This window comes from Arthrobacter sp. EM1, assembly GCF_029964055.1.
Lineage (GTDB): Bacteria > Actinomycetota > Actinomycetes > Actinomycetales > Micrococcaceae > Arthrobacter.
Genome location: NZ_CP124836.1, coordinates 1241750 through 1255624 on the forward strand (window position 1 = coordinate 1241750; position 13875 = coordinate 1255624).

Below are 13875 nucleotides of genomic sequence, written 5' to 3' on the forward strand. Positions count from 1 at the left end.
GAGCTGATGTCTGAGCAGCCCGCCCCCGCCCTTGGTAGTGCCCACCCGCTTGATGGATCTCCGGATAACGGGGACGCCGTCGCCGCGACCGTTCCTGCCGCGCCTGCGGGCCCGCTCCCCGCAGGGCTCGCCGAAGCGTTAAAACGCGACAGCGCCGGGCTGGTCGCAGCGATTGTGCAGCAGTTTGACACCCATGAAGTGCTGATGCTGGGCTGGATGGACGACGAGGCACTTAGCCGCACCATGACCAGCGGGCGGGTGACGTTCTTCTCCCGCTCCCGCCAGGAGTATTGGCGCAAGGGCGACACTTCCGGTCACGTGCAGTGGGTCAAGTCGCTCGCCATGGATTGCGACGGCGATGCGCTGCTGGTCCGGGTGGACCAGGTCGGTGCCGCCTGCCACACCGGGACCCGGACCTGTTTTGCGGGCCGCGATCTCGACGCTGTCACCGGCCCCGCCGACTGACCCGGCAGTTGACCGCGGCGGACAACCGCACCGGGGCGGCGCCGCTATCCGGCCAGAGCCAAGCAACCATCAGGACCACCACTGAAAGAACAGGCGGAAATCACAGCCATGCAGGACCTTGGAATCATTAGCCCAAGCCTGGCGGAGTTCCGTGAACTCGCAGGCCACAGCCGTGTTATCCCCGTCCGGCTCAAGGTGCTGGCTGACGCCGAGACCCCGATTGGGCTGTACCGCAAACTCGCCCAGGGCCAGCCCGGAACGTTCCTGATGGAATCCGCGGCTGTCGGCGGCGCCTGGTCCCGCTACTCCTTCATCGGTGCCCGGTCCCGGGCCACCCTAACCACCAAGGACGGTCAGGCGCACTGGCTCGGCGAACCGCCGGTCGGCGTCCCGCTCGGCGGCAGCCCGGTGGACGCGATCCGCGACACCGTCGAGGCCCTCCGCACCGACCGGTTCGAAGGCCTGCCCCCGTTCACCTCCGGCCTGGTCGGATTCCTCGGCTGGGAAACCGTCCGGCACTGGGAAAAGCTGACCAGCCCGCCCGAGGACGACCTTCAGCTGCCCGACATGGCGCTGAACCTCGTCACTGACATGGCCGTGCACGACAACATGGACGGCACCGTGCTGCTGATTGCCAACGCCATCAACTTCGACAACAGCACCGAGCGCGTCGACGAGGCGTGGCACGACGCCGTCGCCCGGGTCAAGGCCCTGCTGGCCAAGGTCAGCGCCCCCGTCCGGCAGCCGGTCTCCGTGCTCGACGCCGCCGCACTCGACTTCGCCTCGAGCGTGCAGGAACGCTGGGAGGAAGCGGACTACCTCGCCGCCCTGGACCGCGGCAAGGAAGCGATCGTCGACGGCGAAGTGTTCCAGGTGGTCATCTCCCGGCGTTTCGAAATGGAATGCGGCGCGGATCCGCTGGACGTCTACCGGGTTCTGCGGAATACCAACCCCAGCCCGTACATGTACATCTTCAGCCTCGAGGATACTGCCGGCAGGCAGTACTCCATCGTCGGGTCCTCCCCGGAAGCACTCGTGACCGTGACCGGCGAGGACGTCATCACCCATCCCATCGCCGGGTCCAGACCGCGGGGCAAAACCGTTGAGGCGGACACGGCGCTGGCTGAAGAACTCCTCGCCGACGAAAAGGAACGCGCCGAGCATTTGATGCTTGTGGATCTCTCCCGCAACGACCTGTCCAAGGTCTGCGTCGCCGGATCCGTTGACGTGACCCAGTTTATGGAAGTCGAGCGGTTCAGCCACATCATGCATCTGGTTTCCACAGTGGTGGGCAAACTGGCCCCCAACGCCACCGCCTACGAAGTGCTGAAGGCGACATTTCCCGCCGGAACGCTCTCGGGCGCTCCTAAACCGCGGGCGTTGCGCTTGCTTGACGAACTTGAGCCGCACCGCCGCGGGATCTACGGGGGAGTGGTGGGCTACCTTGACTTCGCCGGCGACATGGACATGGCGATTGCCATCCGCTCTGCCCTGCTGCGGGAAGGACGCGCCTACGTGCAGGCCGGTGGCGGCATTGTGGCCGACTCCGTCAACGCCGCCGAGGCGCTGGAGACGGTCAACAAGGCCGCCGCCCCGATGCGGGCCGTCCACTCTGCCCGGTCGCTGCGCAACATCACGGCGGACTCGATTTCCATTCCCGGGACGCAGCCATGAGCGGCACCGTCGTGAAGAGCACCAGCCCGGTGGTTCCGCGCTGGGCACGTAAGTCCACCCTGGTCCTGGCCATTACGGCGCTGGCACTTGCCGTCTTTGGCACCACAACGCAGGGCTGGCTAACCGTCCACCTCGATCCGGCCCAGCTCGGGGCGGCCGTCAGCAGCCAGGACGGCCTGCACGTGCAAGGCAGCAAAGCCGCCACCACAGTCACGGCACTGGCCCTGGTGGCACTCGCCGGCGGCCTGGCCGCGTCGATTGCCGGCCGGATCGCCCGCTGGATCATCACCGCGCTGATCCTGCTCGCCGCCGCCGGCATCGTCGGCGCCGCCGTGCTCGTCCTCGCGGACCCGGCGGCCGCAGCCCAGGGCTCCATCGCCGCCGCCACCGGAATCTCCGGCAGCGACGTCCAGGTGGACGTGACGGTGTTCCCGGTCCTCGCCGTCGTCGCCGGCGTCCTGCTGGGGCTCAGCGCGTTGCTGATCATCCCCGCAGGCCGCTTTTGGCGCTCGCGCACAAAATATGACACCGCGGCAACTGCCGCCGCCGGCGGGGCTGCGGCGCCGGCCGGCCCAACTGACGAGATCGACAGCTGGGACCGGTTGTCCCGCGGTGACGACCCCACTTGAGCCGATTCCGCGGGCGCGGCCAACTACACGGACAATAAATGGCAGAATGTAAGCAGTATTTACCCTGAGGAGATTCCCATGAGCAATGCCCCTGTTTCCGCCCCCAAGCCGGCTGCCGGAACCGGCTACTCCTACGACGACGTTGACCACAGCGAACCGACGGGCCACGGCAACAGCCCGGCCGCCTGGACCACCGTCCTGGTCATGCTGGTCGGCGCGCTCATTATGTCGATCGCCTTTGTTATCGCCAACACCCCGATTTTCATCGCCGGCGGCGTGGTGATGGCGATCGGCCTGGTCATTGGTTTCGCCATGCGCAAAGCCGGATACGGTGTTGGCGGCAGCAAGCTGAAGAACGCCGGCCACTAAGGGTGAGCGTTCTCGATGACATCAATGCCGGTGTCAGGGAGGATATGGCTGGCCGCCAGCGCCTTGTGACGCTCGCAGAACTGAAGGAGCGCGCGGCTGCAGCCCCGCCTGCGCGCGACGCCTGGACCGCCCTTGGCGGCGCTTCGGCGAGCCGGGAGCAGCTGAAGGTCATCGCCGAAATCAAGCGCCGGAGTCCCTCCAAAGGCGACCTCGCCAGCATCGCTGACCCCGCCTCGTTGGCGGTGCAGTACGCCGACGGCGGTGCCGCCGCGATCAGCGTCCTGACCGAACAGCGCCGCTTCAACGGCTCGCTGGCCGACTTCGACGCCGTTCGGGCAGCCGTGGACATTCCGCTGCTGCGCAAGGACTTTATGATCGATGAATACCAGATCTGGGAGGCCCGGGCACACGGGGCCGACTTGATCCTGTTGATCGTGGCGTCCCTGTCCGACGCGCAACTGCGCGAGTTCACGGCCCTTAGCCGCGAACTCGGGATGAACGTACTTGTCGAGACGCACACCGCCGGAGAAGTCGGACGGGCTGTTGCTGCCGATGCCCGGATCATCGGGGTCAATGTACGCAACCTTAAGACACTCGACGTCGACCGTGCCGTCTTCGCCGAACTCGCCGGTGACATCCCCGCCGGCGCGCTGGTCATCGCGGAATCGGGTGTTCGCGGCGTCGACGACGTCCGGCACTATGCCGCCAACGGCGCCCATGCCGTCCTCGTGGGCGAAACGCTGGTCAGCGACGCGACCCCGCGGGAGCGGATCGCCGAATTTATGGCCGCAGGAGCAGAAGAAATCGCCGCACGTTCCTGATCCGTGCTCCGGCCGGGCGATGCCCGTCCGGAGCCGGCCAGGCTTCCGTGCGGCCCCCAGATCAAATAAGCAGTGGAACAGGATGGTGAGACTGATGGTCGATGCGCCAGCAGCCAGCTCAGGCGAAAGCACCGTGGACGCGTTCCTGCAGGGTGGAGAATCCCTGCGGCATGCCCCCGGACCCTACTTCGGCTCCTACGGCGGCCGATGGATGCCGGAATCACTCATCGCGGCCCTGGATGAGCTGGAAGACACCTTCGAGAAGGCCAAGGCCGATCCCGAGTTCACCGCAGAAATTGCGGAGCTGAACAAGAACTACTCCGGCCGGCCTTCGCTGCTGACCGAAGCCAAGCGCTTCGCCGAGCACGCCGGCGGAATCCGGCTTTTCCTCAAGCGCGAGGACCTGAACCACACCGGCTCGCACAAGATCAACAACGTCCTGGGCCAGGCACTATTGGCCAAGCGGATGGGCAAGACCCGGCTCATCGCCGAGACCGGCGCCGGGCAGCACGGCGTCGCCAGCGCTACTGCCGCCGCCCTGATGGGCCTGGAATGCGTTGTTTACATGGGCGCCGAAGACTGCCGCCGGCAGGCCCTGAACGTGGCCCGGATGGAACTGCTCGGGGCCACTGTCATTCCGGTGACCAACGGCTCCCAGACCCTCAAGGATGCCATCAACGAGGCGCTGCGCGACTGGGTGGCCAACGTGGACAACACGCATTACCTGCTGGGCACGGTCGCCGGGGCGCACCCGTTCCCGGCCATGGTCCGGTACTTCCACGAGGTCATTGGCGAGGAAGCCCGCGCCCAGATCCTGGCGCAGACCGGCCGCCTGCCCGACGCGGTGTGCGCCTGCATCGGCGGCGGCTCCAATGCCATTGGCCTCTTCCACGGCTTCCTGGATGATCCTTCGGTGAAGATCTACGGATTCGAGGCCGGCGGCGAAGGCGTCGAAACCGGCCGCCATGCCGCCACCATCACGCTCGGCAAGCCCGGAGTGCTGCACGGCGCACGCTCCTACCTGATGCAGGACGACGACGGCCAGACCATCGAATCGCACTCTATTTCGGCAGGCCTGGACTATCCCGGCGTCGGACCGGAGCACTCTTACCTCGCGGACATTGGACGGGTGAGCTACGAACCGATCACTGACAGTGAAGCCATGGACGCCTTCCGCTTGCTCTGCCGCACCGAGGGGATTATCCCGGCGATCGAGTCCGCGCATGCGCTGGCCGGTGCTATCAAGGTGGGCCAGCGGCTCGCTGCCGAAGTCGGGCCCGGAAGGGCAGCCGAGAAGATCATGATCGTTAATCTCTCCGGCCGCGGCGATAAGGACGTGGCTACCGCCGCCGAATGGTTCGACCTGCTGGATAAGGATTCACCCGAACACGAGATCGCCGCCGAAGGGGAACAGCTGTGAATGACCTGACCGACGCCGGGGCGGCCCGGACCGCCAGCAAGTCCGCTGCGGCCATTGACCGCGCCAAGGCCGAGGGCCGTGCAGCTCTGATCGGCTACCTTCCGGCCGGTTTCCCCAGCGTGGAAGACACCATCGCAGCCGGCATCGCCCTTGCGGAGAACGGCGCGGACCTGATCGAAATCGGCATCCCGTATTCGGACCCGGTGATGGATGGCCCCGTCATCCAGGCAGCGACGACGCAGGCCCTCGCCAAGGGCTTCCACGTTAAGGATGTCTTCGACGTCGTCCGCGGCATTACCAGCAAGACTGACGCTGCGGTGCTGGTCATGACCTACTGGAATCCCGTGGTCCGGATGGGTGTGGAGGACTTTTCCCGCCAGCTCGCCGAAGCCGGGGGAGCCGGTCTCATCACCCCGGACCTGATCCCGGACGAAGCCGCCGAATGGATGGCCGTTTCGGACAAATACGGCCTGGACCGGGTGTTCCTGGTGGCACCGTCCTCCTCACCGGCGCGGATGAAGCGCACCGTTGACGCGAGCCGGGGCTTTGTCTACGCCGTCTCGATCATGGGCGTCACCGGGGCCCGGACGTCGGTCAGCTCCGCGGCCAAGGACGTCGTCGCCGCCGCGCGTGCTGCCGGCGCTGAACGGGTTTGCGTGGGACTGGGCGTCTCCAACGCGGACCAGGTCCGCGAGATTGCCGCCTACGCGGACGGCGTGATTGTTGGCACCGCGCTGGTCGTGGCCATCGGCGACGGCGGCGTCGATGCGGTAGCGTCCTTGACGAAAGACCTCAGTACCGGCCTCACCAGGGAAGAAGCTTAAACACATGCAGTCAGTCCTCCACGCGGCAGCGATGATCCCCGCGAGTATTCCGAGCCCGGAATGGTCCGGTTTCGACATCCCGCTGCCATGGGGGTCACTGCGCATTCATGCCTACGCCCTGTGCATCCTGCTGGGCATCGTCGTGGGGCTGTGGCTCACGTCCGTCCGCTGGGCCAAGCGCGGCGCCCCGGAGGGCAGCGTCTGGGACATCGCCATTTGGGCCATCCCCTTGGGCATCATCGGAGGCCGGCTTTACCACGTGGTGTCCTCGCCGGATGCCTATTTCGGCCCCGGCTTCGACGGCACCGGCGACTTGTCCCTGATCCCGCAGCTCCAACGCGGCGGTCTGGGGATCTGGGGCGCCGTGCTGCTTGGCACCGTGGGCGCGTGGATCGGCTGCCGCAGGGCAGGTGTCAAACTGAGCGGGTTCCTCGACGCCGCCGCACCCGGGCTGCTGCTGGCCCAGGCGGTCGGCCGCTGGGGAAACTACTTCAACCAGGAACTCTTTGGCGGGCCCACCACGCTCCCGTGGGGGCTGCAGATCGACGCGGACAATCCGAACTTCCCGCCGGGTATGGCCGCTGGCACACTCTTCCACCCGACCTTCCTCTACGAATCCCTGTGGAGCCTGGCCGGGGTGGGCATCCTGCTGCTGCTGGACCGCAAGTTCCGTTTCCGCCGCGGCCGGCTGTTCGCCCTGTATGCGGTCTACTACACGCTGGGCCGGGTCTGGATCGAGGCGATGCGGATCGATGACGCCGAGCAGATCACCTTCTTCGGCATTACCACCCGGCTGAACGTGTGGACCAGCATCGTCGTGTTGCTGGGCGCGCTGGCCATCTTCGTCATCCTGGGCCTGCGCAAGCGCACCGAGCTCGACACCGTGTACCTGGCGGGCCGTGCGCCGTCGGACGCCGATGCGGATACGGACGCCGACGCGGATGCGGAGGAAATCACGGTTCCGGACGACCATGACGCGGCCCATGCCGCAGATGACGCCCCCACCGCGGAGGGTACTAAGGCCGGAAACGGCGCGGAAAACAAGGTGCCGGCGACCGTTCCGGCGTCCTCTGGCGACGTCCACCATTCGGATTCTGCTGTCTCAGATAGTGAATTGCGTGATACTCTCCCTGAGAACCAAAGCGGTCCAGGTCACGTTTCCGCCCCAGCTGGGACGTCACAGGAACCCGGCGGCGGCACCAAGCCCGCCGCGGGAGCACCGGCAGCCGGAACACCCGGACGCCAGAGCACCGGGACCGCGCCGGAGGCTGAGGGCACCAAGTAGCTCAGTCCCCGAAAGCCGGGCTGTGGGGTCACCCCCCGCAAGGCCCGTTCCACAGCGTCGTGGCGGCAGGGAAGCAACGGACATTAAACAGTTGGTGTTTCGAGCAAGCCCGGGCCGGGGCCGCGTAACTGTTAGTGCAGGAAGCGGCGCTGGCCTACAATTCGAGTAAGAACATACTCTGTTGCACCCGTCACACCGGCGCACCGATTCGGGCCAATGTTGTCCCTCCCATACGCACGATCAGGAGGAAGGACGTCTCCCATGACCCAAACCCTGCACAGCCCCAGTTGGTCCGAGCCGAACCAGGCCGCCATGTCACCTTTCAAGCGGTTCGCGGCGCTTCCCGAAGCGGCCGGACTCTACAACCCGGAGCAGGAGAAGGACGCCTGCGGCCTCGCCATTATCGCCACGCTGCGGGGCGAGCCGGGCTACGACATTGTTGACGCGGCCCTGACAGCCCTGCGCAACCTCGAGCACCGCGGTGCCGTGGGCGCCGACGAGGGAACCGGCGACGGCGCCGGACTGCTGATGCAGGTCCCGGACGAATTCTTCCGCGCAGTTACCGACTTCGAGCTTCCCGCCCCCGGCCAGTTTGTGGTGGGGACGGCATTCCTCCCGGCCGAGCAGCGCGAATCCGACGCCGCGAAGGCGGGCATCGAAAGCCTTGCCGCGGACGAGGGCATGACGGTCCTCGGCTGGCGTGAGGTGCCGATCGTCGCTGACCTGGTCGGGGCGATGGCCCGGGCCTGCATGCCGTATTTCTCCCAGCCCTTCTTTGCCTCCAGCAACGGGGAAGTGCTGGAGCGCAACGAACTCGACTCGCGGGCCTGGCGGATCCGGAAGCGGGCGCAGAACAAATACGGCGTGTACTTCCCGTCGTTGTCCTCCCGGACCATCGTCTACAAGGGCATGCTCACAACGGCCCAGCTCGAGCCGTTTTATCCGGACCTCTCGGACAAACGCTTTAAGACCAAGCTCGCGATCGTCCACTCCCGCTTCTCCACCAACACCTTCCCGTCCTGGCCGCTGGCCCAGCCCTTCAGGACCATCGCCCACAACGGCGAAATCAATACGGTCAAGGGAAACCGCAACTGGATGCGTGCCCGCCAGTCCCAGCTGGCCAACCCGCTGCTGGGGGATTCGCCGGAGGAGCTGTACCCGATCTGCACCCCGGGCGCTTCCGACTCGGCCTCCTTCGACGAGGTAGCGGAGTTGCTCTGGCTTTCGGGCCGGCCGATCACGCACTCGATCATGATGATGATCCCCGAGGCCTGGGAAAACCACGCCACGATGGACCCGGCCCGCCGTGCCTTCTACGAATACCACTCCATGCTGATGGAACCGTGGGACGGTCCCGCCGCCGTCTCCTTCACCGACGGCAACCTCGTCGGCGCCACCCTGGACCGCAACGGGCTCCGTCCGGGCCGGTTCTGGATCACCGAAGACGGCCTGATCATTTTCGCCTCCGAGGTCGGTGTGATCGACGTCGAACCCTCCAAGGTGGTGAAAAAGGGGCGCGTCTCACCCGGGAAGATGTTCCTGGTGGACACCGACGCCGGCCGGATCATCAGCGACGCAGAGGTCAAGGCCGAGGTGGCGGCGGCCAACCCCTGGGCGGACTGGGTCAAGGAAAACCTGATCGACCTGAAGGACCTGCCCGAACGCGAGCACGTGGTCCATACGGCGGCCTCGGTCAATATCCGCCAGCGCACCTTTGGCTACACCACCGAGGAACTGAAGATTCTGCTCGGCCCGATGGCCCGGACCGGCGCGGAGCCGCTCGGAGCCATGGGATCGGACACTCCCGTGGCTGTGCTCTCCAAGCGGCCCCGGCTGTTGTTCGACTATTTTGTGCAGTCCTTCGCACAGGTCACCAACCCGCCGCTGGACGCCATCCGCGAGGAACTGGTCACGTCGCTGACCTGTGCCATCGGCCCAAACGGTAACCTGCTGGACACCAAGCAGGTCCGCCAGCCGCAGGTTTCGCTGCCGTTCCCCGTGATCAACAATGACCAGCTCGCCAAGATCGCGAACATCGAGAGCCCCGACGGGGACAGGGTCGCCATGAAGGTCCGCGGCCTGTACCGCCCCGAGGGCGGCGAGAACGCGCTGCGCGCTCGGTTGACTGAAATCTGCGAGCAGGTGTCCGGTGCCATCAACCGCGGAGTGCAGTACGTTGTACTCTCGGACCGCGACTCCAACGCCCAGTGGGCGCCGATCCCTTCGCTGCTGCTTGTCAGCGCCGTGCACCACCACCTGCTGCGCAGCGCCAACCGCACCAAGACTGCCCTTGTGGTCGAGGCCGGCGACGTCCGGGAAACGCACCACGTCGCCGTGCTGATCGGTTACGGTGCCTCCGCCGTGAACCCGTACCTGGCGATGGAATCAGTGGAACAGCTGATCTCCGCGGGCGACGTTGTTGGGGTCACCCAGCATGACGGTGTCTACAACCTGATCAAGGGCCTCGGCAAGGGTGTCCTGAAGATCATGTCAAAGATGGGCATCTCCACAGTGGCCTCCTATACAGGGGCCCAGACCTTCGAAGCCCTTGGCCTGGGCCAGGACCTGGTGGACGAGTATTTCTCCGGCACCCACTCCCAGCTCGGCGGGATCGGCCTGGACGTCATTGCCGCGGAGGTCGCCGCCCGCCACCGGATGGCATACCCCGAAAACGGCATTGAGCAGCCCCACCAGCCGCTGCTCGGCGGCGGTGAGTACCAGTGGCGCCGCGATGGCGAGCCGCACCTGTTCAACCCGGAGACCGTGTTCCGGCTGCAGCACGCCACCCGTGAGCGCCGCTATGACATCTTCAAGGCCTATACCCGCGGCGTTGACGACCAGTCCGAGAACCTCATGACCCTTCGCGGGCTCCTGAAGTTCAAGGCCGGGCTGCGTCCCGCGGTCCCGCTGGAGGAAGTGGAATCTGTTTCCAGCATCGTCAAGCGGTTCTCCACCGGCGCGATGAGCTACGGCTCGATCTCCCAGGAGGCCCACGAAACCCTCGCGATCGCCATGAACCGGCTGGGCGGAAAGTCCAACACCGGTGAAGGCGGCGAGGACGTGGACCGGCTGCTCGACCCGACGCGGCGCTCGGCGGTCAAACAGATTGCCTCCGGGCGTTTCGGCGTGACCAGCCTCTACCTGACCAACGCCGATGACATCCAGATCAAGATGGCGCAGGGTGCCAAGCCCGGCGAAGGCGGTCAGCTGATGGCACAGAAGGTTTACCCCTGGGTGGCCCGGACACGGCACTCGACGCCCGGCGTCGGGCTCATCTCCCCGCCCCCGCACCACGACATCTACTCGATCGAGGACCTCGCCCAGCTGATTTACGATGCGAAGCGGGCCAACCCCTCCGCGCGGGTGCACGTCAAGTTGGTCTCCGAGGTTGGAATCGGCACGGTAGCCGCCGGCGTGACGAAGGCCAAGGCCGACGTTGTGCTGGTCTCCGGGCACGACGGCGGAACCGGCGCCTCGCCGCTGAACTCGCTGAAGCACGCCGGTGTGCCGTGGGAACTCGGACTCGCCGAAACCCAGCAGACCCTGATGCTCAACGGGCTGCGCGACCGCGTGGTGGTGCAGGTGGACGGGCAGCTCAAGACCGGCCGGGACGTTGTGATCGCCGCGCTGCTCGGTGGTGAGGAGTTCGGTTTTGCCACTGCCCCGCTGGTGGTGTCCGGCTGCATTATGATGCGTGTCTGCCACCTGGACACCTGTCCGGTGGGCGTCGCAACGCAGAACCCGGAGCTGCGTTCCCGTTTCAGCGGTAAACCGGAATTTGTGGTGAACTTCTTCGAATTCCTCGCCGAGGAGGTCCGGGAGATCCTGGCCGAGCTTGGCTTCCGGAGCATTCAGGAAGCGATTGGCCACGCCGAGATGCTCGACACCCGCGAAGCGATCAATCACTGGAAGGCCGACGGGCTGGACCTGGACCCGATTCTGCATGGGCTCGAGTTCGACGACGAGGCCCCGCTGCGCAACCTCACCGGACAGAACCATGAGCTGGACAAGCACTTCGACCAGCGCCTGATTGCGATGGCTGCGGAAGCCCTAAGTGACCGGACCCCGGTTCGGATCGCCGTGGATGTTATCAACACCGACCGCTCTGTCGGCACGATGCTCGGTCATGTGGTCACCAAGACCTTCAGCACCGACGTGCTGGCGACGGACACCATCGACATCACCCTGACGGGCACCGCTGGGCAGTCACTTGGAGCCTTCCTGCCGGCCGGTATTACGCTGCGGATGTTCGGCGACTCCAACGACTATGTCGGCAAGGGGCTTTCCGGAGGCCGCATCATTGTCCGGCCGGACCGCACAAATGTCTTCCCGGCGGAACGCAATGTGATCGCCGGCAACGTGATCGGCTACGGTGCCACGAGCGGCGAGATGTATTTGCGGGGCCAGGTCGGCGAACGGTTTATGGTCCGCAACTCAGGCGCTACGGCGGTGGCTGAAGGAATCGGCGACCATGGCTGCGAGTACATGACCGGCGGCCAGACGCTCGTCCTCGGGCGTACCGGCCGAAACTTCGGTGCCGGCATGTCCGGCGGGACGGCCTACGTGCTGGACCTGAAGACCGAACGCGTGAACAAGCAGGCCCTGGAATCCGGCGAACTGCAGCTGCACGAGCTGGATGCCGAGGACCGGGATATAGTCCACGGACTGCTGCTCAAGCACACCGAGGAAACCGGGTCGTTGCTGGGGGCACGGCTGCTGGAGAACTTCGACGACACAGCGGCCCGCATCACCAAGGTGCTGCCGCGCGACTATGCGGCAGTCCTGCAAACCCGTCTTGATGCCATCGAAGAGGGGCTGGACCCCGACGGTGAAGAAGTTTGGTCTCGAATCCTGGAGGTGACCGGTGGCTGATCCACGCGGATTTTTGAAAGTACGTCAGCGCGAAACACAGCCGCGCCGCCCCGTCCCGGTCCGCATCATGGACTGGAAAGAGGTCTATGAGGCGCAGGAAAACGGTGTCCTGAAGGCCCAGGCCGGCCGTTGCATGGACTGCGGTGTGCCGTTCTGCCACCAGGGCTGCCCGCTGGGCAACCTCATTCCGGAGTGGAACGACCTCATCTGGCGGGATAAGGGCGAGGAAGCCATGGAACGGCTGCACGCCACCAACAACTTCCCCGAGTTCACCGGCCGGCTTTGCCCGGCACCCTGCGAGGCGTCCTGCGTGCTGGGGATCAACCAGCCGGCAGTCACCATCAAACAGGTGGAGGTCTCGATCGTTGACCAGGCGTTCGAGAATGGTTGGGTCAACCCGCTGGCGCCGGCCCGCCTGTCCGGTAAGACGGTCGCCGTCGTCGGTTCCGGTCCCGCCGGACTCGCCGTCGCCCAGCAGCTGACCCGGGTAGGCCACACTGTCGCCGTCTACGAGCGCGATGACAAGATCGGCGGCCTCCTGCGGTACGGAATCCCTGATTTCAAAATGGAGAAAGAGCACGTTGACCGCCGCCTGGAGCAGATGAAGGCCGAAGGCACCCGCTTCCGGACCGGCGTCGCCGTCGGCAGCGACGTGACCTGGGAGCAGCTCCGGCGCCGGTACGACGCAGTTGTCGTCGCCACCGGCGCCACCGTACCGCGTGACCTGCCGATCCCGGGCCGCGAGTTTGAGGGAGTGCATTTCGCAATGGACTACCTTGTCCCGGCCAACCGTGTGGTGGCGGGGGAGAGCGTGGAGAACCAGATCAGCGCGGCCGGCAAACACGTGGTGATCCTCGGCGGCGGCGACACCGGCGCGGACTGCCTCGGGACCGCGCACCGGCACCAGGCTGCGTCGGTGACCACCTTGGCGATCGGTAAGCAGCCGCCGGCGGAGCGGGCCGGCCACCAGCCCTGGCCGACGTTCCCGACCCTGTTCGAAGTGGCCAGCGCGCACGAGGAAGGTGGCGAGCGCACCTATCTCGCCTCCACAGTGGAGTTCGTAGGCGAGAACGGCGTAGTTACCGGAGTTAAGGTAGCCGAAACCGAATTCGTCGACGGCAAGCGGCTCCCGAAGGCCGGCACCGAGCGGATCATCCCGGCCGATCTGGTCCTGCTGTCGCTCGGCTTCACCGGTCCGGAACCGGCAGGGATTACCGAGCAGGTCAGCGCCGAGTTCGACGGCCGCGGCAACGTGGCCCGCGACGGCTACTACATGACCAACACGGAGGGAATCTTCGTCGCCGGAGACGCTGGCCGCGGCCAGTCACTCATCGTCTGGGCCATCGCGGAGGGACGCGCCTGCGCCGCGGCGGTGGATAAGTTCCTGATGGGCAGCACCATTCTTCCGGCACCAGTATCCCCGAGCGACCGGGCCATGGCCGTCCTGTAGTCCGGCCCCTCCCGGTGCCGGGACGGACGCCAGCCGTTCGTCCCCGCGACAACTTAAAACAACCAA

Annotated in this window: 10 protein-coding genes; all 10 read left to right on the forward strand. The window is 66.1% G+C overall.

The annotated features are described in order from the left end of the window. Nucleotides 1-6: 6 nt before the first annotated feature. The 10 genes from hisI to QI450_RS05575 all read left to right on the forward strand — a co-directional run bounded on the left by hisI (nt 7) and on the right by QI450_RS05575 (nt 13809). Nucleotides 7-465 (forward strand): phosphoribosyl-AMP cyclohydrolase, encoded by a 459-nt coding sequence (gene hisI / locus QI450_RS05530; protein ID WP_226774832.1) that lies wholly within the window; start codon nt 7-9, stop codon nt 463-465. 108 nt (nt 466-573) lie between these two features. After that, the gene (locus tag QI450_RS05535) at nt 574-2139 is read left to right on the forward strand and encodes an anthranilate synthase component I (RefSeq protein WP_226774833.1); all 1566 of its coding nucleotides are present in this window, start codon (nt 574-576) and stop codon (nt 2137-2139) included. Continuing rightward, nucleotides 2136-2768 (forward strand): Trp biosynthesis-associated membrane protein, encoded by a 633-nt coding sequence (locus tag QI450_RS05540; RefSeq protein ID WP_226774834.1) that lies wholly within the window; start codon nt 2136-2138, stop codon nt 2766-2768. Before QI450_RS05535 ends, QI450_RS05540 begins: the two co-directional genes overlap by 4 nt. 78 nt (nt 2769-2846) lie before the next feature. Continuing rightward, nucleotides 2847-3137: an HGxxPAAW family protein gene (locus tag QI450_RS05545; protein WP_226774835.1), complete on the forward strand. Its 291-nt coding sequence runs from the start codon at nt 2847-2849 to the stop codon at nt 3135-3137. A 2-nt stretch (nt 3138-3139) separates the two neighbouring features. Continuing rightward, on the forward strand, nt 3140-3958 hold the full coding sequence (trpC, locus tag QI450_RS05550) for an indole-3-glycerol phosphate synthase TrpC (RefSeq protein WP_226774836.1): 819 nt from the start codon (nt 3140-3142) through the stop codon (nt 3956-3958). Between the two features lie 94 nt (nt 3959-4052). Beyond that, nucleotides 4053-5378: a tryptophan synthase subunit beta gene (gene trpB / locus QI450_RS05555; RefSeq protein WP_226774837.1), complete on the forward strand. Its 1326-nt coding sequence runs from the start codon at nt 4053-4055 to the stop codon at nt 5376-5378. Then, complete coding sequence (gene trpA, locus QI450_RS05560) at nt 5375-6202, forward strand: tryptophan synthase subunit alpha (protein ID WP_226774838.1); 828 nt, start codon at nt 5375-5377, stop codon at nt 6200-6202. Before trpB ends, trpA begins: the two co-directional genes overlap by 4 nt. 4 nt (nt 6203-6206) lie before the next feature. After that, complete coding sequence (gene lgt, locus QI450_RS05565) at nt 6207-7487, forward strand: prolipoprotein diacylglyceryl transferase (protein WP_226774839.1); 1281 nt, start codon at nt 6207-6209, stop codon at nt 7485-7487. A gap of 261 nt (nt 7488-7748) precedes the next feature. Continuing rightward, a complete protein-coding gene (gene gltB, locus QI450_RS05570; RefSeq protein ID WP_226774840.1) occupies nt 7749-12359 on the forward strand; it encodes a glutamate synthase large subunit in 4611 nt (1536 codons plus the stop codon). After that, complete coding sequence (locus tag QI450_RS05575; RefSeq protein WP_226774841.1) at nt 12352-13809, forward strand: glutamate synthase subunit beta; 1458 nt, start codon at nt 12352-12354, stop codon at nt 13807-13809. Before gltB ends, QI450_RS05575 begins: the two co-directional genes overlap by 8 nt. The last annotated feature ends 66 nt before the right edge of the window (nt 13810-13875 follow it).